Here is an 18,924-nt window from a genome sequence, read left to right on the forward strand (position 1 = left end):
ACGTCAGTCGCGGCGGTTCAGCGCCGAGTGGCGGCGCCCGTAGGCGAAGTAGATCACCAGCCCGATCAGGAACCACACGACGAACCTGAGCCAGGTCAGCGGCTCCAGGAACGTGATCAGCCAGAGGGAGAAGAGCACCCCGATCGCCGGCACCACCGGCATGCCCGGCATGCGGAAGCCGCGCGGCAGGTCGGGACGCCGGTAGCGGAGCACGATCACCGCCGCGCAGACCACCACGAAGGCCAGCAGGATGCCGATGTTGGTCAGCTCCGCCGCCTCCCTGATCGGCAGGAACCCGGCGATGAGCGCGGAGCCGGCGCCGACGATCCAGGTCACCCTGGACGGCACGTGCCGTACGGGGTGGAGCTTGGCGAACCAGGAGGGCAGCAGCCCGTCCCGGCTCATCGCGAACCACACGCGGGTGACGCCCAGCATGAACGTGAACATGACGGTCAGGATGCCGACGATGGCGCCGACCGCGATGACGCTGGCCAGCCCGGACAGCCCGACGGAGGCGAACGCCGAGGAGAAGCCGCTCTCGGGGTCGATGTCCTGGTAGTTCTGCATGCCGGTGAGCACGAGGCAGGCCAGCACGTACAGGACCATCGAGATGGCCAGGGAGTAGAGGATGGCCTTGGGCATGTGCCGCTGGGCGTCCTTCGACTCCTCGGCCGCCGTGCTCATGGCGTCGTAGCCGAAGACCGCGAAGAACACGGTCGCCGCGCCCGTCACCGCCCCGCCGAACCCGTAGGGGAAGAACGGCGTGTAGTTGGCGGTCTCGATGTAGAAGAAGCCGACCACGATGACCAGCAGCACCACCGCGACCTTGATCGCGACGACGAACGTCTCGAACCGGGCGGCCGACCGCATGCCGAGGTTGAGCAGGAACGCGATGAACAGGCACAGGATCGCCGCGAACAGGTCCACGACGTGTCCGGGCCCGGTGCCCGGCGCGCCGAGCATCCAGGCGGGCAGGTCGATGCCGAACTGGCCGAGGAGGAAACCGAAGTAGCCCGAGATGCCGATCGCCACGACCGCGACGATGGCGGTGTACTCCAGCAGCAGGTCCCAGCCGATGAACCAGCCGACGATCTCGCCGAGCACCGCATAGCCGTACGTGTACGCCGATCCGGCCTTCGGGATCATGCCGGTGAACTCCGCGTAGGAGAACGCGGCGGCGGCGCTGGCGATGCCGGCGATCAGGAAGGAGATCACCACGGCGGGCCCGGCGGTCTGGTTGGCGACGGCGCCGGCCAGCGCGAAGATGCCGGCGCCGATGATGCCGCCCACCCCGATCGCGGTGAGCTGCCAGAGCCCGAGCACGCGGTTGAGCTCGCCCTCGTGCTCGGTGGCGATCTGTTCTACCGGTTTGCGGCGGAATATCCCGGACCCGCCGCCGAAGCCTCGCGCAGACGTCATGGCGGGGTCCTGCCCTGACAGGAAGCCCGCCATGCGCATGACGGCGGAAGTCGGACGAACCGGCTCGAAGGAGCCGGTTCGTCCGTTCACTGACCGGCGCGTCCCACGGTGACCTGGGCGCGGGTCTCGGTGGCGTTGCCCGCGCGGTCCACCGCCCGGTACGTGATCGTGTAGACCCGGTCCTGGCCGCCGTCCCGCTCGGCGCGCAGGGCGAAGGACGTGTCGGCGGTGCCGGTGGCGGCCTCGCGCACGTCGTCCCGGGCGTTGCCCTGGGAGCTGGTGATCGAGACCAGGGTGACGGTGACGGGCCCGGCGTCGGACGCCTTCAGCGCCACCTCCACCGGCACCAGCCTGCGGTTCGGCGGCCACAGCCGGGCGGGGTCCGGCGTGACGGTCAGGGTGGGGGCCGTCGCGTCGATCCGGACGGTGACCGACTTCGGCTCCTCGACGTTGCCGGCCTGGTCGGCGCTGCGGAAGGCCAGCACGCTCTCCCCTTCGCGGTCCACCCGGACGGGGGCCGTGTAGGGCTGCCAGGAGCCGTCGCCGAGCCGGTACTCGGTGCGCGCCACGCCGGAGCCCGCGTCGGCGGCGGTCAGGACCACGTCCACGGGCCCGTCCGACCAGCCGGCGGGCACCCCGGACGCGGTGGTCACCGGCGGCTCGCCGTCCTCGTTCGCGGGGGCGGAGTGGATCTTGAAGCCGTCCACGATGAAGTACGAGCCGTCCTTCTTGACGCCCTTGAGCGTGTGCGGGCCGGGCGGCAGCCCGGTCCTGGTGTAGACGACCTTCTGGTACTCGCGGGTCGGGTTGCTGTTGTCGATGGTGGTGTCGAGCTTGCCGTCCAGGTAGAGGTCGACCTTGCCCTCGTCGGAGTTGACCTGGGCGATGTACTCCACGCCGGTGCCGTGGAAGGCCAGCTCGAAGGAGTCGCCGTCGGTCTGGGTGGCGTGCAGGTCGTCGAGGGTCGAGCCGCCGCCGCCGCGCCGGTCGTTCTTCCAGTCCCAGCCCTCGCCGGTGTAGGTGACGCCGGAGACGTTGTCGATGGTCTCCACTCCGTACGCCTTGGTCAGGCTCAGCTCGGTCAGCGCCTGCGCGCGCCAGACCTTCAGCGGCACCGGACGCCCGGCGGGCGTGCGGTTGTAGACCTTCCAGAAGCTGTCGCGGCCGGTGACCTTGGTCCCCGCGATCTCCCTGATCACGTCGCCGGTGCGCAGCCCCTGCCCGTGGGCGTGGGACCCGGCCGGGACGGCGGCCAGGAACAGGCCGTCGTAGTCGGTGAGCCCGACCGAGGACTTCACCTCGTCGCTGTGGACCTCGGTGGCCGTCGCGCCCATGAGCGGCTCGGCCAGGTTGCCGATCGTCATGCCGGTCTCGGGCTCACGCCAGGTGAGCGGCGGCGGCGTGGGCGAGCCGGGCTTGCCGAACCCGGTCATCGGGAACGGCTGGAAGCCCAGCGCGAGGGCGGGGGAGCCGGCCTTGAGCGTGTAGTCGAGCTTGGCCGGGTCGGCGTACGGGCTCTGCCCCTCGAACAGCGGGTCGGCGACCACCGAGCGGGTGTCCAGCCCGCGGGCCCGCCAGGCGGCGGTGATGTCGGCGACCGGCTTGCCGTTGTTCCAGAACAGGTTGTCGTCGTAGACGGTGCCGGAGGTGGACGGGTCGCTCTGGATGAAGTCGTAGGGGTCGTCGGTGACGAAGATGTTCTTCTCGACGACGTCGCCGTTGCTCGCGTAGGAGACGTGGAAGTGGCCGCCGCCGTTGACGAAGATGTTGCCGCGCACGGTCCTGAAGAAGCCCTCGCGCAGCTTCACCCCGCCGTTGAGCAGCAGGTTCCCGGTGACCTCGTAGTTGGAGGAGCCGTCGTCGAGGTCGACGTCCCAGTGGGAGGAGTGCCGGATCCGGTTGTGCCGGATCTTCGTCGTCTCCATCGCGTCGAGCTTGGCGTACGCCTTCTTCTGGGCGTCCCCGGCGGTCAGCGGCCAGAAGCGGTCGCGGCCCCAGCTGTTGATCGGCCCGTGGTCGGAGGTCTCCTTCACGCAGTCGAAGATGTCGTTGTCCTCGATGACGTGGCCGCCCCAGGTGCCGTCGTTGATGTCGACGCAGGCGCGCGGGCCGTCGTGCACGGTGTTGCCGGACACCGTCACCCGGCGGCTCATCGAGATCTGCACGCCCGAGCTCTGCTTCTCGAACCGGCCGTTGCGGGTCATGTGGTTGCCGCTGATGGTGATGTCGCGCGGGTAGTCCTCGGTCTTCGGGCCCGGCGTGGTGTCGGTGATCGTGCGCCGCATGTCGTCCCAGGTGGACGCCTCGCGGACGGCCGCCGGAGAGCCGATGACCGCGACGTCGCTGGCCCCTGACTCGCGGAACTCGCCGCCGGAGACGACGTTGCCTTCGGCGTACCCGTCCATGAAGACGGCGTTGCCGCCGACCTGGTCGAACCGGGCGTCGCGGATGGCAACCCGCTGGGTGTCGCGCAGGTAGACCGCGCCGGCGCGGACGATGGCCCAGTCGCCGAGCTGCAGTTTCTCGTACGGGCGGCTGAACAGCGTGCGGTGGGTCTGGGTGAAGGTGAACCCGGTGAAGGTGAGGTCGCGCACCGGCGCGGAGGGCGAGTCGCCGACGACCCGCACGAGCTCCTCGCGCTCGGCGGTCTCGACGCGGGCCTTGGCCGGGTCGAGACCCGCGGGCGGCTGGAGGTAGAGGCGGCCGGCGTCCTTGTCGTAGAACCACTCGCCGGGGGCGTCCAGCTCCTCCAGGACGTTCTCGACCATGCGCTTCTGCGGATGCAGGCCGTCGCCCCGGTTGTTGTCGCCGACCCACTTCAGGATCGGGACGCCGCCGTCGCCGACGCCGGTCACCCTGAAGGAGTTCCCACCCCATTCGCCCTGGTGCAGCCCGCGGACCAGCGCGGTCGTGGGGTTCTTCCAGCGGGCCACCCGTTCGGGCGAGATCGCGTCGGCGGCGTACCCGTCGAGCACGGCCTCCTTGGGATCGACGTTGGGGTAGCGGGCCAGGACCTGCCGGGTGCCGTCGAGGAAGAGCTCGTCGAAGTCGAGGCCCGCGCCGATGTCGGCCACCAGGGTCGCACCCTGGTACGGGGTCCAGGCGGGGGTCAGCCGGCGTCCGCCGCTGAGCACGACCTGCTCGCCGGCGGCCGCCTCGTAGACGGCCCCGGAGTCGGCGGGGGTGAAGGTGAGGGGCTCGGCGAGGTGGTAGACGCCGCCGCGGACCCGTACCCGGGGCGGCTCGGCCGCGGTGGGCAGGACCGCGCGCACCGCGCGCTGGGCCCGCTCGATCGTACGGAACGGCGCCGCCTCGGTGCCGGCGGCGCCGTCGTCGCCGTCGGGGGAGACGTGGAAGACGGTGCCGGCCGCCTGGGCGGAGGCGGGGGAGAGAGCGGTCAGTCCGGTCGCGGCGAGAGTCGCCGCGAGGAGCAGCCGCCAGGGCTTGCCATGGCGCACAAGGGCCTCCAGTCGGGGGATGGCCCTCATTGTGGCCAAGCCCTCAGACGAAGGCGATCACGCCAAGGTCACGTTTCATCCGACCAATTCACTCCAGAAGGCTCATGGTGCACTGAAAATCGCGTTTTGTCCCCCAGATGATCGGATCTCTCCGGTCGTGCCTGAGCAGGTTGCCGGGGCGTCCGAGGCGCTGACCGCGCGAGCGCCCGCGATGGCCGACGAGCAGCCACGCGGGCGGAAGGCGGCGGCGGGCCGTTCAGGACGGCTCGCCGCCACCGTGGGCTTCCCCGGCCGGGCGTCAGACGCGCGTCGAGGTGGAGGCGTACCCGCCGCCGCCGGGGTAGACCCACTCGCCGGTGAGCGTGGTGCCCTCGGCGTCGAAGGTGCCCGCGTAGTAGGCCGGGCCGCCCTTGGCCCCGGCCCAGATGGTCAGCCGGTCGCCGTCCAGCTCGTAGACGTAGTCGAAGGTGTTGCCCGCCGAGTCGTAGTAGCGGGACACCACGTCCGCCCCGGTGGGCTCGCCGAACGGGCGCAGGTTGCCGATCACCTCGATGCCGGTGACCGGCTCGCCGAACTGGGTGAGCTCGACGTGCTGGACGAGGAAGAACCGTCCGGGCAGCCACTCGTAGCGCACGGTCCCCTCGGCGCCGCCGGTTACCTTCCAGGTGCCGACCAGCCGGTCCAGGGCCTTCAGCTCGGGGCTGGGCTGCTGGGTCTCGATCATGTCGTCCTCCTCTGTGGGTTGTTTCACCGGTACCTCGGAGCCCCCTGCCGGGCTTTGACACGAGATCGCTGTGACGTGAATCACACTCGATCGGCGTCAAGAAGGCCGATCCGGGTCCGAGGTAGCGAGCGGGAAACCCACCGACAAAGGAGGACGTTCATGACCACCACCGCCACTGACGTCCCCGTCCGCAGGAGCGCCCGGACGTCCGGACGCCTGCTGCTGGCCGGGGCGCTGGCCGGGCCGACCTTCTTCGCCTCGGCGACCACGCAGATGCTCACCCGTGAGGGCTTCGACATCACCCGGCACCCCATCAGCCAGCTGTCCACCGGCGACCTGGGGTGGATCCAGATCCTCACCTTCGTCCTCGCGGGGACGGGGGCGCTGGCGCTGGCCGTCGGCGTCAGGCGCACGCTCACCGAAGGGATCGGGCGGCGGGCGCTGCCGATCCTGGTGGGCGTGTTCGGCGCGGGGCTGGTGGCGGCCGGGGTCTTCACCATGGACCCCGAGAAGGGCTTCCCGGCGGGGACCCCTGAGGGACCGGTCGCGCAGATGTCCTGGCACGGCATCGCGCACTCCGCCGCCGCCGCCGTGGCCTTCACCGCGCTGGCCGTCGCGGCCGTCGTGATGAGCGTCCGGTGCGCCCGCCGCCGGTCGGCGCCGCCCGCCGTGCCGGGCGCCGTGCTGAGCGCCGTCGCCGCGCTGGTGCTCCTCGTGCCGATGTCGCCCGACCGCATGAGCGTCCAGATCGCCGTGAACGGCCTGGTGGCCTTCACCTGGACGACCGTCCTCGCGGTGTCGCTGCGGCGTGCCGCCTGAGGCGAACGTAGAATCGGCTGCCACGATCAAGGGATTCACCATGAAATACCTGCTGCTCGGCTACACCCCGGCCGCCGCGTGGGACGCCGCCACCGCCGACGTCCCCTCCGAGGAGGCGCTGGCCGCCTTCGCGACCTACCAGAAGCTGGAGCAGGAGCTGATCGCCTCCGGCGAGTTCGTCGGCAGCGAGGGCCTGGGACACCCGGCGGTCAGCACCACCGTCCACCGCGACGGTGACAAGGTGGTCGCCACCGACGGTCCCTTCGCCGAGCTCAAGGAGGTCCTGGCCAGCTTCGCCGTGATCGACGTGACCGGCAAGGAGCGGGCCGTCGAGATCGCCGCGCGCATCGTCGAGGCGCTCGGCGAACCGATCGAGATCCGCCCGATCATGGGTGCGGACTTCGGGGCGTGAACCGCGAGCTGGAGCACCTGCTGCGCACGGAGGCGCCGCAGGTGCTCGGCGCGCTGGTCCGCCGCTTCGGCCGGTTCGACATCGCCGAGGACGCGGTGCAGGAGGCGCTGCTGACCGCCGGGCGTACCTGGCAGGTCGAGGGCGTCCCGGAGAACCCGCGCAGCTGGCTGATCCGCGTCGGATACCGGCGCATGGTGGACCTGCTCCGCTCCGACCAGGCCCGCCACCGCCGCGAGCTGCAGGCCGGAGTGGCCGACCTGGCCATGCAGGAACCCGGGCGCCGGGCAAACCCCGCGGCCGAGAGCGACGACAGCCTGACCCTGCTGCTGCTGTGCTGCCATCCCGCGCTCGACCCCACCTCCCAGGTGGCGCTCACGCTGCGCGCGGTCGGCGGCCTGACCACCGCCGAGATCGCGCACGCCCACGGCACGACCGAGCCCACCATGGGCGCCCGGATCAGCCGCGCCAAACAACGGCTGGCCCGCGCCGGAGCCCGCTTCACACCGCCCACCGACGACGACCGCGACAGCCGTATGAGCGCTGTGATGCGGGTGCTCTATCTGATCTTCAACGAGGGCTACACCGCCACCGCCGGCGACCGGCTCGCCCGGGTCGACCTGACCCGCGAGGCCATCCGGCTGACCCGCATGCTCCACGCCACGCTCGGCGACGACGCCGAGGTGACCGGCCTGCTGGCGCTGATGCTGCTCACCGAGTCCAGGCGCGCAGCCCGTACGGACGGCGGCGACCTGGTCCCCCTGGACGAGCAGGACCGCACCCGGTGGGACCGCGACCTGATCGCCGAGGGCACCGCGCTCATCGACGGCGTCTGGGACCGCGGCCGGACGGGCCCCTACCAGCTCCAGGCCGCGATCGCCGCCGTGCACTCCGCGGCCGCCGCGCCCGACCGGACCGACTGGGCCCAGATCGCCATGCTGTACGTGTGGCTCGAACGGCTCACCCCCACCGCGCCGGTCCAGCTCGGCCGGGTGGTGGCGGTGGCCCACGCCTACGGACCGGCCCGCGGCCTGGCGCTCCTGGACGACCTCAACCGCCGCCACCACCTGGACCGGCACCCGCTCACCAGGCAACGGGAGCACGCGGTCCGCGCCCACCTGCTCCAGATGACCGGCGACACCGCGCGGGCCGCCGCGCTCTACCGTCAGGCCGCCGGCCTGACCGCGAACCAGGTCGAGCAGCGCTACCTGCTCGGCAAGGCCGGCGATCTCAGCTGACCGGCCCCCGCACCGGCACGGACGACACCGTGGGCGGATCGCCGGGGTGACACCCGCCGTAGCGGAACGAACCTTTCCGCCTGTCCCTCTACGGTGAGGGCGAACGCACCGAGGAGGAATTCGTGATCGAACTGTCGTGGCCGCAGGTCAGCGCGCGCCGTCTGGAGCGGGCGCATCTGGCCGCCCCCGCCGCCGACAAGGGCCAGGCCGCCGTCGTGGCCGCCATGTGCGGGGCGCACGCCCAGGTCATGTCGGCGGCCGAGCTCTCGATCGGCCTGCGGCTCGACGGCGTCACCCGCGCCCACGTGCGCGAGGCGTTGTGGGACGAGGGGACCCTGGTCAAGACGCACGGGCCGCGCGGAACCGTGCACCTGCTGCCGGCGGACGACCTGCCCATGTGGCTGGGCGCCCTGTCGTCGCTGCCCCCGGGGCCCGGCGGGGCCGAGGGCGTCCGGCTGACGGCGGAGCAGACCGACCAGGTCGTCCAGGCCGTCCGCGACGTGCTGGCCGGGGCCGACATGACGATCGACGAGCTGAGCGACGCGGTCGTCGCGGCCACCGGGCCGTGGGCGGGCGACCTGGTCATGCCCGCGTTCCAGGGCATGTGGCCGCGCTGGCGGCAGGCCATGCACACCGCGGCGCACCGCGGGGCGTTCGTGTTCGGGCCGGTCAGAGGGCGCAAGGTCACCTACCGCGCCGCGCCGGCCGCGCCCGTGCCGCCGGACGCTCGGGCCGGCCTGGTCAGGGCCTACCTGGCCGCGTACGGGCCGGCCACCCCGGCGCAGTTCGCCCAGTGGGTCGGCGCGACGGTGCGGTGGGCGGCCGAGGCGTTCGCGACGGTGGAGACCGAGGAGGTGTCGTTCGACGGGCGTCCGGCCCGGGTGCTGGCGGGGGACACGACGGTGCCGGACGAGCCGCCGCGCGGCGTGCGCCTGCTGCCGTACTTCGACGCCTACCTGATCGCGGGCCGGCCGCGCGAGCTGCTCTACCCCGGCCCGGCCTGGCAGCGGGCGCTGTCCGGGGGGCAGGCGGGCACCTTCCCCGTGCTGCTGGTGGACGGCGAGGTGCGCGGGGTCTGGCACCAGCGGCGCTCCGGCAGCCGGATCGACGTCACGGTGGAACTGCTGTCCGGCCTGACCGCCGCCCAGCGCGGCGAGCTCGACGAGCAGGTGGAACGGGTGGGGGAGATCCTGGAGGGCCGGCCGCGCCTGACCCTCGGCCCGGTCACGGTGGGCGCGCACGCCTGAGCTCGGGGAGCGCGCAGCGACCCAGGCTGGACAAAGCGTCCGAATTGGACATAGCATCCGAGCGTGACGAACACGGATGAGCGCGTGCGGCTGTGGTCGCCGGTGTGCGAGGCGGTGGCCGCGCTGCTGGCCCCGTACGCCGAGGTGGTCCTGCACGACGTCCGCGGCGACCGGGTCCTGGGCGTGTGGAACCCGATGTCCGGGCGCGGCCCCGGCGCCCCGTCGCTGCTCGGCGAGCTCGACCGGCTCGACCCCTCGCCCAACGGCGTCTACGGGCCCTACGAGAAGCTGCTGGCCGACGGGCGGCGGCTGTCGTCGGTGAGCGCCGTGCTGCGCGACCCCGGCGGCGAGCCGTCCGCCGTGCTCTGCGTGAACCTCGACCGCACCCCGCTGGAGCAGGCCGCGGCGCTGCTGGCCGCGTTCGCCGCGCCGTCGGCGCCGCGTCCGGAGGCGCTGTTCGAGCAGGACTGGACCGAGCGCGTGCGGCAGATCGTCGGCGCCTACGTCCGCGAGCACGGCCGGCCGGTGGAGCGGCTGACCCGCGAGGACCGCCTCGCCGTGCTGGCCGAGCTGGACCAGGCCGGGGTCTTCACCGTCCGGCGGGCGTCGTCCGTCGTCGCGGGGGCGTTGCGGACGTCCCGCTCCACCCTCTACGCCCTGCTCGCCGAGCTCAGGAGGAGCCGACCGTGACCCCGCTTCCCGACTTCCGGCTGGAGGTCTACTTCTCCCGCTGGGAGTTCACCGCCCGCCACCACCTGGCCGCCTCCGACGCGCAGACCATGACCATGGCCGAGCTGCTCGCCCTGGCCGGCGACGACGACAGGCATGCCTGGGAGACGCTGTCCCTCGGCTACACCGAGACCTTCGGCGACCCGGGGCTGCGTCAGGCCGTCGCGGACACCTACGAGCGCGTCGGCGCGGACGACGTGGTCGTCTTCGCGGGCGCCCAGGAAGCCCTGTACCTGGCCATGCAGGTGCTGCTCGGCCCCGGCGACCACGCCGTGGTGGTCACGCCCTGCTACCAGTCCGCCGAGACGGTGCCGATGGCGTTGTGCGAGGTCACCGGCGTCGCGCTCGACCCGGCCCGCGACTGGGCGCTCGACCTCGACGCCGTGGAGGCCGCGATCCGGCCGAACACCCGCGTGGTGTCGGTCAACTTCCCCAACAACCCGACGGGCAAGGTCATCGGCGCGGCCGACCTCGCCCGGCTGGCCGCGCTGTGCGAGGAGCGCGGCATCCACCTGTTCAGCGACGAGGTCTACCGCGGCCTGGAGCTCGACCCCGCCCGTACGCTGCCGCAGGCCGCCGACCTCTCACCGGCGGCGCTCTCGCTGAACGTCACCTCCAAGTCCCTCGGCATGCCCGGCCTGCGCATCGGCTGGATCGCCTGCCGCGACCGCGAGCTGCGCGCCCGCCTCGAACGCGCCAAGCACTACACGACCATCTGCAACTCCGCGCCCAGCGAGCTCCTCGCCCGCATCGCCATCAAGGCCCGGGACCGCATCCTGGAGCGCAACCGCGGGATCATCGCCGCCAACCTGCCGCGCTTCGAGGCGTTCTTCGGCGAGTTCGGCGACCTGTTCGAGTGGCGGGCGCCCGACGGCGGCTGCGTGACCTTCCCCCGCTACCTGGGGCCGGACGGCGTCGAGGCGTTCTGCGCCGAGCTGGTCGAGCAGGCCGGCGTGCTGCTGCTGCCCGCGGGCGTCTACCGCTCGGAGCTCACGTCCACGCCGGACGACCGGTTCCGCCTCGGCGTGGGCCGCGCCGACCCCGAGCCGGGCCTGGAAGCCTGGGCGTCCTTCCTCAAGGGGCGCTGACCGGCCCGGCGTGCGGGCCGGTCCGCTCGACGGCGGCCTGCACGCCGTCGAGCAGCACGGTGAGCCCGACCGTGAACGCCTCGTTCACCTGGTGTTCCAGGTACGGCTCGCCCTCGCCGGGGACGCTGCCCTCGCTCTCGATCCAGGCCACCATGGGGAAGCGGGCCGGGAAGCCCGGCGCGACCTCCTCCAGCAGCTGGGAACGGGTGTGCCACCACTCCTCGTCCGACACGCCGGTGGCCGACGGGGCCTGCCGGGACTCGGCGACCGTCCGGGCCGCGCCGCGGACGAAGTCGAACAGCAGTGACACCACGCCGCGCAGCGCGGGCGGGCGCAGGCCGGTCTCACGCAGGATCGCGACCAGGCTCTCCAGCAGCGCGAACTCGTTGGGGCCCAGCACCGGACGGGCCTGCGACACCTGGAGCACCCAGGGATGGCGCTGGTAGAAGTGCCACAGGTGCCCGGCCCACGCGGTGACCGCCGCCCGCCAGCCCCCGGCCAGGTCGTGGGCGGTGGGCAGCTCGCCCAGGGCCTTGTCGTACATGAGGTCCACCAGCTCGCCCTTGCTGGGGACGTAGGTGTAGAGGGCCATGCCGGTACGGCCCAGCCGTTCGCCGACCTTGCGCATGGACAGCGCGGCCATGCCCTCGGCGTCGGCGACGGCGATGGCGGCGTCGACGATCAGGTCCACGCTCAGGCCCGGCTTGGGGCCGGGACGCGACTCGCCCGGCTCCTCGGTCCGCCACAACAACGCCATCGAACGGCGCGCGTCCCCCTGCCCGGCGAAGACGACCACGGTACGACTCTCCTCTGCCCCGGATCTCTTTACGGCAGAAGATATCAGCGCTCTGAGTGGTAGGGCGGGGGCGTGCGTCGATCCCGGCGCCCCGCGGGGGTGCCGGGATCGAGGTGGGTGAGGGCGTCAGCCTCCGACGCCGACCCCCGCGCCGGGGCCGTAGCCGTGGCCGATCCAGTTGCCGTTGCCGCTGCCCGGCCAGTTGTGGCGGCCGTGGTCGTGCTTCCAACCCCATTCGTCGTCGTCGGAGTCGTGCCCGTGCTCGCCGCCCTTGCAGGCGTCGGCGTCACGGGTGCCGGCGAACCGGCCGTACTTCGTGACGTGGTGGTACGTGGAGTCGTCGTTCGTTCCGAGGCTGCAGTTGTCCGGGTGCCAGTGCCTCTCGTCGGACCAGGCGTCCGCGGCGGCCACGCCGGCCATGCTGAACACCGCGGCCGCGACGAGCAGTGCACCGCCGGCGGCGATGAGGTTACCTCTCATGAGCTCCCCCTGTAATCACGAAGTGACATCGGCCATCACTATACGTAGCGATCTTGGACGCCCTCCGCAGCGCCACACCCGGTTTCCCCCAACAGCGGGCCCCCTACCAGCAAACTCCCGGACACCGGCAACCCCGGTCTGGCAAGGGCGCACGGGCCTTCCGCACGGCGTTCCGGCACGAGCGCACGCCGGGCACAGGACGCCTCCGAGTCAGCCGTTCTCCGGAACGAGCAGCACCTCGGCGCCCATCGGCAGATAGCCCGCGGCCAGGAAGGCCCGTACGCTCGCGGCGTTGCCCGGCGCGATCTGCGCCCACAGCGGGCCGGGCGTCAGGTGCCTGGCCGCCGCGGCCAGCGACCTGCCGAGCCCGCGCCCGCGGTGCTCGGGCTCCACCTCGACGGCCGCCTCCCAGCGGCCCGCCACGCCGCGGCCCAGCGTGACCAGGCCGGCGCCGTCGCCGGTGACCCACACGCGCACGGCGTCCCGGTAGCGGCGGGCCCGGACGACGCGCGGATGGTCGCCGGCGGTGAGCTCCTCCAGCGGGAGCGGGGGCGGCCCGGGGGCGGGGGCGGCCAGCGCCAGCAGGTCGAGGTTGCCGGTCCGCCTGCCGGTCGCGGCCTCCATCGCCGTCAGGAACGCCGGCATGAGCGGCGCCGACAGGTCGCCGGCGGGCAGCAGGGCGTGCACCCGAGCCGGATCGAGGTCGGCGAAGACCACCGTGTGGGCGGTGAAGGCGATGATCCCCGCGTCGCGCTCCGACGGCTGGGGGAGGACGGTCACGCTGCCGTCGGGGGCGGGCGGGCGGCCCGCCGCCGCGTCCGAGAGAAGGTCGGCCAAGGTCTCCATGCCCTCATTCCAGCAGACCGGATGCGCAGCGGAACGATCAGGCCGAGGCCGGACTCCCGTCCCGGTGGAACGATCAGGCGGAGGACGCGCCCTCGTCCGCCGCGGACCGTACGGCGGCCAGGTAGGCGTGGATGGCGTCCCGGTTGCGGGACAGGCAGTCGATGCGCTGCTGGATGCGGCCCGCCTCCGCCCGCAGCAGCTCGGCCAGTTCCGGCGTCAGGCACTCCGGATGCAGGTGGATCTCGTCGGGCTTGTTCAGGAACGGCAGGATGCGGCGGATGATCTCCGTGGTGAGCCCGGAGTCGAGCAGCCCGCGGATCTGCTGGACCCGGTACACCGCCGACTCGGGATAGTCCCGGTAGCCGTTGACGGCGCGATCGGGGTGCAGCAGGTCCTGCTCCTCGTAGTAACGCAGCATGCGCGTCGGCACGCCCGTACGCTGGGACAACTGTCCGATCTTCATGCTTCCCTCGGAGGATTTGCCTTCACACTGATGTGAAGGTTTCAGCATAGGCGGCATGTCTCCTGCGAAACTCCCGTGGGCGGGGCTGCTCGCGCTGTTCACGGCGGCGTTCACGGCCGTCATGACCGAACTCCTCCCGGCGGGCCTGCTGCCGCAGCTCTCCGCCGCCCTCGGCGTGCCGGAGGGGACGGCGGGGTTCCTCGTGACCGCCTACGCGGTCGCCTCCTTCCTGGCCGCGATCCCGCTCACCGCGTTGCTGCGCGGGCTGCCCAGGCGGCAGGTGCTGGTGGCCGCGCTGCTCGGGTTCGCGCTGCTCAACGCGGTCACGGCGGTGTCGTCGTCGTACGCGGTGACGTTCGCGGCGCGGGTGGGCGCGGGGGCGATGGGCGGCATCCTGTGGGCCATGCTCGTCGGGTACGCCGCCCGCATGGTTCCCGCCGAGCGCCGCGGCAGGGCCATCGCGATCGTCTCGGCCGGGATCACGGTGGCACTGTGCGCGGGCATCCCGGCCGGGACGCAGCTCGCGGCGGCCGTCGGATGGCGGGCGGCGTTCGGGTCGCTGTCGGCGGTGGCGGTGGTCCTGGTGGGCTGGGTCCTGTGGAAGGTGCCGCCCTTCCCCGGCGAACCGGCGGCGCGGCGGGTGCCGTTGCGGCAGGTCGCGGTCGTGCCCGGCGTCAGGACCGTGTTGTCGGTGACGGCGCTGGTGCTGCTGGGGCACCAGGCGATGTACACGTACCTGGCGCTGTTCGCGGAGCAGGCCGGGTTCGGCCGGCCGGGGACCGTGCTGCTGGTGTTCGGCGTGGCCACGGTGGCGGGCATCTGGGTGGTCGGCGCGGTGATCGACAGGCGGCCGCGGGCGACCCTGCTCGCGGTGCTGGCCGCGGTGGCCGCGTCCATGACGGCCCTCGGTCTGTACGCCGGGTCCGCCGGGGTGCTGCTGGGCGCGGTCGCGTTGTGGGGCGCGGCGTTCGGGGGAGCGCCGACGCTGCTGCAGACCGCGCTGGTCATCGCCTCGGGGCCGGAGCACGCCGACGTGGCCACGTCGATGCAGACCACCGTCTACAACGCGGGCATCGCGGCCGGCTCGCTCACCGGCGGGCTGGTGCTGGAGGGCGCTGGGGCGGGCGCGCTGCCGTGGACCGCCCTCCCGGTGGCGCTCGCCGCCCTCGCGGTCGTGGCCGCCGCCCGCCGGCACGCCTTCCCGGCCCCCGGCGGCACGACCCCTGGTGACCCGGCCCCCGGCGACCCTGTTGCCGGCAGCCGGGCCGCCGGAACGGGCGCCGCTAGAAGCCGTGCCTCGACAGCGGCGGCACCAGCTCCCGCTCCTCGTACGACAGGTGGGACAGCAGCGCGTCGCTGAGCAGGTCGACGGCGGCGCGCAGGTCGCCCAGGCCGCCGGGCTCGCCGACGAAGGCGACCAGCGTCCGGTCCACCCGTTCGATGATCTTGTGGATCGCCTCGTGCTCCTCCTGCAGCCGGTCCAGGACGGGCGCGAGCCCCGGCTCGGCGCGGCGCAGCTTCGGGAAGACCATGCTGTCCTCCCCGGTGTGGTGCATGGTGACGAGCCTGCAGTACGACTCGCAGTACGCCCCCAGCGTCCAGTTGTTCTGCCGCATCGTCATGGTCGCGATCTGCGAACGGGCCGCGCCCGCGTCGATCGTGCCGGCGGCCACCTGCTCGACGAGGTCGCGGAGCTGGGCCAGCTCGGCGCGCAGGTGGTCGTGCACGTCCACGAGGTGCTGCCCGGCGGCCTGCTCCGCCGGGGTGTACCGGCGGCCGGGGTCGGGGTCGGGCGCGCTGGGCCTGGTGGCCTCGTCCCAGACCTGGATCGCGGCGCGGGTCCCGGCGTGGTTGGCCGGTTCCGGCGACTGTCCGCGTCCGGCGGCGACCAGCTCCCGTATGGCCGGGGCGGTCTCGGCGGCGAAGCGCTCGATCTCGCGCGGATCGCCGGACATGAGGATGAAGACGCTCACCCCGTGGACGAGCGCGAGCTCGGCGAGCTGCGCGGCGGGCAGCGGACCGCCCAGGTTGAGCAGCCGCCGCACGTCGGACGGCGACCGACCGGCCTCCAGCGCGGCCTCGTCGATGACGGCGTTGCCCTCGCCCAGGGCGGCGACGTCCTGGAAGCGGGGGAGCGAGGGCAGCCAGCCGTCGGCCAGCCGCCCGGTGAGCCGGAGCATGCGCGGCTTGTACGCCCCGAGCCAGATCCCGATGTCGTGGGCCGGTCGCGGGCCGCGCTTGAGCCCGTCCACCCGGTAGTGCTCGCCGCGGTGATGGATGCCGCCGCGCGTGCCGGTGTCCCAGACCGCGCGGATGATCCCGATGCCCTCCTCCAGCGCGGCCACGGCCTCGGACGGGGTGTGCCGGGGGCCGCCCATGGCCTCGATGGCGTCCCAGTAGCCGCCCGCGCCGAGCGCCAGCTCGAACCGCCCGTGGCTGAGCAGGTCGAGACTGGCCGCCGCCTGGGCGAGCACGGCCGGCGGGCGCAGCGGCAGCGGGTGCACGTTGCCGGCCAGCCGGATGCGCTCGGTGCGCGCGGCGACGAAGCTGAGCAGCGTCCAGGTGTCGAGGAGGGCGGGCTGGTAGGGGTGGTCCTGGAAGGTCACCAGGTCCAGCCCGGCGCGCTCGGCGAGCTGGGCGAGGGCCACGACCTCGTCCGCCTGCCCGGCGGCCGGGACGAGGTTGGCGCTGAACTGCAGGTCGTGACCGTAGTCGGGCATGAGGGGCTCACCCATTGGTTGGTTGTGCGAACTGTTGGTGTCGCGAAGTAAATTTAGTTCGTGCCGCCAACTACTGTCAATTACACTGGTCGCATGGTCGCCACCGAAGCCCCGGGTCTGAGCCTCACCGAGGCGCTCGTCCGCCTGGCGCACCTGGTCGAGCAGGTCTACGGCGAGGTCAGCAGGGAGCACGACCTGACCCCGCAGCAGGCCCAGCTCCTGTGCCTGCTGGTCGGCGGGCCCATCGGGATGACCGGTCTGACCCGGGCGCTGCACCTGGAGAAGTCGAGCCTGACCGGGCTCGTCGACCGCGCCGAGAAACGCGGGCTGGTGGCCCGGGTGCGCGACGCGCGTGACCGCCGCGCCTGCCTGATCGAGCTGACCCCGGCGGGCGCGGAGATCGCGGTGCGCGCCCACGACGGGGTGGCGGCCCGCCTGGAGACGCTGGCCGCCGGCCTGCCCGCGCGCCACCGCGACCTGCTGGCCGCGGCCATCGGGGAGATCCTGACCGAGGACACCGCCCGCACCGGCCGCGCCTGGGGCCGCCTGGAGCCCGGCCGCTGAACGGCCGCTGGTCAGGGGGGCGTCAGGGGCGGGGGAAGACCTCCGCCAAGAACGACGTCAACGCCGCCGTCACCTCTTCGGGGCGTTCGAGGGGCGCCAAGTGGCCGGTCTCGGGCAGGTCGAGGCGGCGCGCGCCCGGAATGCCCGCTGCCAGGATGTCCGACACCTCCTGGATGCCCGGCACGTCCGACAAGCCGTTGATCACCAGCGTGGGCGCGGCGACCTCGCGCAGCCGCCCCGCGGCCGGCGGGGACAGGAACCGCTCCGACGACCTGGGCCCGGTCCAGGACCGCTGGAACACCAGGGCGCACATCTCCACCGCCGCCTCCCACACCGGGCCGGGCAGCGCGTCGCGGCCGCGACCGGGCCCGGCGACCTGCCAGGCCGTGTGCGCCTCGGCCATCGCCCGCACGTCACGCGGATCGACGCCGGTCGCCCCGCCCTCGCGGTAGCGGGCCAGCCGGTCGGCGGGCACCGAGGTGTGCACGCGTTCGCGGGCCTGCGCCAGCATCTCCGGCGGCCACTGATGTCCGGCCAGGCCGGAGCCGACCAACGCCAGGGCTGCCACCCGGCCGGGCGCGGCCAGGGCGGCCTCCACGGCGTACGCGCCGCCCATCGAGCAGCCGACCAGCGCCGCCCGCCCGACCTCCAGCGTGTCCATCAGCTCCAGCAGGTCTTCGTGGTGGCACACCTCGCCCTCGGCGTCGCCGGACCCGCCGTGGCCGCGCCGGTCGTAGCGGATCACCCGATGACGCCGCGACAGCGCCGCGAACTGGTGCTCCCACATGCGCCGATCGGCCACCCCGGCATGGACCAGCACGACGGCGTCGCCCGACGCGGGCCCGGCCTGGTCAAAGGCGATCGTCATCCCCGCAACCTTCTCCCGCAGGGGTGCGGGAGAAGGTCGCGTTCGCCGCGGGCTCAGCGTCAGGCGTAGTCGGGGGTCATGACGGCGGCCAGGGTCAGGTGCGGGGCGGCCTCCTCCGGGCGGCCCTGGCGGTGCAGGGTACGGCCGAGGAGGTGGCGGGCGTAGGAGTCGTCGGGCGCCTCGGCGACCAGGCTCTCCAGGGCCGTGCGCGCCCGGCCGAGCTGGGCCGAGGCGAAGTACGCGCGGGCCGCCAGCAGCCGCACCCCGCGATCCGTGCCGTGCTCGTCGAGCAGCGGGCGCAGCATCGTGAGCGCGCCGAGCGGGTCGCGCTGGTCGAGCAGCGACTCGGCGTGGCGCAGGCGCTCCACCTCGGCGGGCAGCCGCCGGACCGGGTGAGCGGCGGCGTCGGCCAGGAAGTCCCTGATCACGTCCGGCGGCTGGGCCCCGGCCAGGGCGCGGCCGCCCGCCACGATGGTCGGCGACGTGCGCACGCCCTTGGCCTTGCCCGTGAGCAGCAGCTCGCGCACCAGGCCGGCGCCCCGGCCGTCCCACGGCACGCCGGTCTCGGCGGCGATCGCCGACAACACGGCCGGGTCGCCGATGTCGAGGGTCTCGACGAAGTGGGCCGACAGGACCCGGCCGACCACGGCCGACTGCAGCGCCGCGCCGCCCGTCTCGTACGCCACGGCGATCAGCCGGTGCGCCTCCAGCGTGTTGGGGCGCCAGGCCGCGCCCCACTGCTGCCCGAGCCCTTCGTCGGCGGCGATGCCGGCCACCCGCAGCCGGTTGTCGGCCGGGGACAGGCCGGGCGAGCAGACCTGGAGCGCTTCCTCGACCATGGGGTCGCTCAGCACCTCGGCCAGCGGCTCGGCCTTCGCCGGCGCCGACGGATCGATCTGGAACGGCCGCCAGACCACCTCGACCGGCTCGCCCTCCCAGGAGGCGAGGGCCTTCTCCAGCCGCCGCTTCCCGATGTGGGCCCATCCGCAGACCATGTCCGCCCAGACTTCGATTCGCATGACGGGCAATCTATGCGACAACTGTCGATTAGTCAAC

The 18,924-nt window shown here is 73.2% G+C and carries 18 protein-coding genes; 8 read left to right on the forward strand and 10 right to left on the reverse strand.

What is annotated here, in order from left to right:
* Nucleotides 1-3 precede the first annotated feature (3 nt).
* The 3 genes from AB0C33_RS44145 to AB0C33_RS44155 all read right to left on the reverse strand — a co-directional run bounded on the left by AB0C33_RS44145 (nucleotide 4) and on the right by AB0C33_RS44155 (nucleotide 5,601).
* Nucleotides 4-1,419, reverse strand: coding sequence for an amino acid permease (locus tag AB0C33_RS44145; protein WP_358299475.1), 1,416 nt, complete (start codon nucleotides 1,417-1,419; stop codon nucleotides 4-6).
* Nucleotides 1,420-1,505: 86 nt separating this feature from the next.
* A complete protein-coding gene (locus tag AB0C33_RS44150; protein ID WP_358299478.1) occupies nucleotides 1,506-4,877 on the reverse strand; it encodes a PDZ domain-containing protein in 3,372 nt (1,123 codons plus the stop codon).
* Between the two features lie 298 nt (nucleotides 4,878-5,175).
* A complete protein-coding gene (locus AB0C33_RS44155) occupies nucleotides 5,176-5,601 on the reverse strand; it encodes a hypothetical protein (RefSeq protein WP_358299482.1) in 426 nt (141 codons plus the stop codon).
* A 159-nt stretch (nucleotides 5,602-5,760) separates the two neighbouring features.
* Between AB0C33_RS44155 and AB0C33_RS44160 the strand changes: the two genes are divergently transcribed.
* The 6 genes from AB0C33_RS44160 (at nucleotide 5,761) to AB0C33_RS44185 (ending at nucleotide 11,131) form a co-directional block, all read left to right on the forward strand.
* Nucleotides 5,761-6,420, forward strand: coding sequence for a DUF998 domain-containing protein (locus tag AB0C33_RS44160; protein WP_358299485.1), 660 nt, complete (start codon nucleotides 5,761-5,763; stop codon nucleotides 6,418-6,420).
* A gap of 40 nt (nucleotides 6,421-6,460) precedes the next feature.
* Nucleotides 6,461-6,832 (forward strand): YciI family protein, encoded by a 372-nt coding sequence (locus tag AB0C33_RS44165; protein ID WP_358299488.1) that lies wholly within the window; start codon nucleotides 6,461-6,463, stop codon nucleotides 6,830-6,832.
* Nucleotides 6,829-8,067 carry a DUF6596 domain-containing protein gene (locus tag AB0C33_RS44170; protein ID WP_358299491.1) on the forward strand — a complete coding sequence of 413 codons (1,239 nt, stop codon included), beginning with the start codon at nucleotides 6,829-6,831 and terminating at the stop codon, nucleotides 8,065-8,067. The genes AB0C33_RS44165 and AB0C33_RS44170 overlap by 4 nt, the downstream gene beginning before the upstream one ends.
* Nucleotides 8,068-8,189: 122 nt before the next feature.
* The gene (locus AB0C33_RS44175) at nucleotides 8,190-9,314 is read left to right on the forward strand and encodes a winged helix DNA-binding domain-containing protein (RefSeq protein WP_358299494.1); all 1,125 of its coding nucleotides are present in this window, start codon (nucleotides 8,190-8,192) and stop codon (nucleotides 9,312-9,314) included.
* 63 nt (nucleotides 9,315-9,377) lie between these two features.
* Entirely contained in the window at nucleotides 9,378-10,004 is a 627-nt protein-coding gene (locus tag AB0C33_RS44180; protein WP_358299497.1) for a PAS domain-containing protein, read from the forward strand.
* Nucleotides 10,001-11,131, forward strand: coding sequence for a pyridoxal phosphate-dependent aminotransferase (locus AB0C33_RS44185; RefSeq protein ID WP_358299500.1), 1,131 nt, complete (start codon nucleotides 10,001-10,003; stop codon nucleotides 11,129-11,131). The genes AB0C33_RS44180 and AB0C33_RS44185 overlap by 4 nt, the downstream gene beginning before the upstream one ends.
* Here AB0C33_RS44185 and AB0C33_RS44190 read toward each other — a convergent pair.
* The 4 genes from AB0C33_RS44190 to AB0C33_RS44205 form a co-directional block, all read right to left on the reverse strand.
* Nucleotides 11,118-11,927 carry a TetR/AcrR family transcriptional regulator C-terminal domain-containing protein gene (locus AB0C33_RS44190; protein WP_358299503.1) on the reverse strand — a complete coding sequence of 270 codons (810 nt, stop codon included), beginning with the start codon at nucleotides 11,925-11,927 and terminating at the stop codon, nucleotides 11,118-11,120. The genes AB0C33_RS44185 and AB0C33_RS44190 overlap by 14 nt on opposite strands.
* A 126-nt stretch (nucleotides 11,928-12,053) precedes the next feature.
* Nucleotides 12,054-12,407, reverse strand: a complete 354-nt coding sequence (locus AB0C33_RS44195) for a hypothetical protein (RefSeq protein ID WP_358299506.1) — start codon at nucleotides 12,405-12,407, stop codon at nucleotides 12,054-12,056.
* Between the two features lie 210 nt (nucleotides 12,408-12,617).
* Nucleotides 12,618-13,253 carry a GNAT family N-acetyltransferase gene (locus AB0C33_RS44200; protein ID WP_358299508.1) on the reverse strand — a complete coding sequence of 212 codons (636 nt, stop codon included), beginning with the start codon at nucleotides 13,251-13,253 and terminating at the stop codon, nucleotides 12,618-12,620.
* Nucleotides 13,254-13,326: 73 nt separating this feature from the next.
* The gene (locus AB0C33_RS44205; protein ID WP_358299510.1) at nucleotides 13,327-13,716 is read right to left on the reverse strand and encodes a MerR family transcriptional regulator; all 390 of its coding nucleotides are present in this window, start codon (nucleotides 13,714-13,716) and stop codon (nucleotides 13,327-13,329) included.
* A 55-nt stretch (nucleotides 13,717-13,771) separates the two neighbouring features.
* Here AB0C33_RS44205 and AB0C33_RS44210 point away from each other — a divergent pair, with 55 nt between their 5' ends.
* Complete coding sequence (locus AB0C33_RS44210) at nucleotides 13,772-15,076, forward strand: MFS transporter (RefSeq protein WP_358299513.1); 1,305 nt, start codon at nucleotides 13,772-13,774, stop codon at nucleotides 15,074-15,076.
* Here the strand turns inward: AB0C33_RS44210 and AB0C33_RS44215 are convergent.
* On the reverse strand, nucleotides 15,000-16,451 hold the full coding sequence (locus AB0C33_RS44215; RefSeq protein WP_358299516.1) for an LLM class flavin-dependent oxidoreductase: 1,452 nt from the start codon (nucleotides 16,449-16,451) through the stop codon (nucleotides 15,000-15,002). The genes AB0C33_RS44210 and AB0C33_RS44215 overlap by 77 nt on opposite strands.
* 78 nt (nucleotides 16,452-16,529) lie before the next feature.
* Here AB0C33_RS44215 and AB0C33_RS44220 point away from each other — a divergent pair, with 78 nt between their 5' ends.
* Complete coding sequence (locus tag AB0C33_RS44220; protein ID WP_358299520.1) at nucleotides 16,530-17,000, forward strand: MarR family transcriptional regulator; 471 nt, start codon at nucleotides 16,530-16,532, stop codon at nucleotides 16,998-17,000.
* Nucleotides 17,001-17,022: 22 nt separating this feature from the next.
* Here the strand turns inward: AB0C33_RS44220 and AB0C33_RS44225 are convergent, their stop codons facing one another.
* A complete protein-coding gene (locus AB0C33_RS44225; RefSeq protein ID WP_358299523.1) occupies nucleotides 17,023-17,868 on the reverse strand; it encodes an alpha/beta fold hydrolase in 846 nt (281 codons plus the stop codon).
* Between the two features lie 59 nt (nucleotides 17,869-17,927).
* Nucleotides 17,928-18,887 (reverse strand): DsbA family protein, encoded by a 960-nt coding sequence (locus tag AB0C33_RS44230; RefSeq protein WP_358299526.1) that lies wholly within the window; start codon nucleotides 18,885-18,887, stop codon nucleotides 17,928-17,930.
* Between the last annotated feature and the right edge of the window lie 37 nt (nucleotides 18,888-18,924).

The sequence above is a fragment of the Nonomuraea sp. NPDC048881 genome (assembly GCF_040649795.1).
In the GTDB taxonomy this organism is placed as follows: domain Bacteria; phylum Actinomycetota; class Actinomycetes; order Streptosporangiales; family Streptosporangiaceae; genus Nonomuraea.

What these genes read in the sequence shown, in the direction of transcription:
- AB0C33_RS44145 (WP_358299475.1), bottom strand. Translation starts at nt 1,419, where the DNA reads ATGACGTCTGCGCGAGGCTTCGGCGGCGGGTCCGGGATATTCCGCCGC.
- AB0C33_RS44155 (WP_358299482.1), bottom strand. Translation starts at nt 5,601, where the DNA reads ATGATCGAGACCCAGCAGCCCAGCCCCGAGCTGAAGGCCCTGGACCGG.
- AB0C33_RS44160 (WP_358299485.1), top strand. Translation starts at nt 5,761, where the DNA reads ATGACCACCACCGCCACTGACGTCCCCGTCCGCAGGAGCGCCCGGACG.
- AB0C33_RS44165 (WP_358299488.1), top strand. Translation starts at nt 6,461, where the DNA reads ATGAAATACCTGCTGCTCGGCTACACCCCGGCCGCCGCGTGGGACGCC.
- AB0C33_RS44195 (WP_358299506.1), bottom strand. Translation starts at nt 12,407, where the DNA reads ATGAGAGGTAACCTCATCGCCGCCGGCGGTGCACTGCTCGTCGCGGCC.
- AB0C33_RS44200 (WP_358299508.1), bottom strand. Translation starts at nt 13,253, where the DNA reads ATGGAGACCTTGGCCGACCTTCTCTCGGACGCGGCGGCGGGCCGCCCG.
- AB0C33_RS44205 (WP_358299510.1), bottom strand. Translation starts at nt 13,716, where the DNA reads ATGAAGATCGGACAGTTGTCCCAGCGTACGGGCGTGCCGACGCGCATG.
- AB0C33_RS44210 (WP_358299513.1), top strand. Translation starts at nt 13,772, where the DNA reads ATGTCTCCTGCGAAACTCCCGTGGGCGGGGCTGCTCGCGCTGTTCACG.
- AB0C33_RS44215 (WP_358299516.1), bottom strand. Translation starts at nt 16,451, where the DNA reads ATGGGTGAGCCCCTCATGCCCGACTACGGTCACGACCTGCAGTTCAGC.
- AB0C33_RS44220 (WP_358299520.1), top strand. Translation starts at nt 16,530, where the DNA reads ATGGTCGCCACCGAAGCCCCGGGTCTGAGCCTCACCGAGGCGCTCGTC.
- AB0C33_RS44225 (WP_358299523.1), bottom strand. Translation starts at nt 17,868, where the DNA reads ATGACGATCGCCTTTGACCAGGCCGGGCCCGCGTCGGGCGACGCCGTC.
- AB0C33_RS44230 (WP_358299526.1), bottom strand. Translation starts at nt 18,887, where the DNA reads ATGCGAATCGAAGTCTGGGCGGACATGGTCTGCGGATGGGCCCACATC.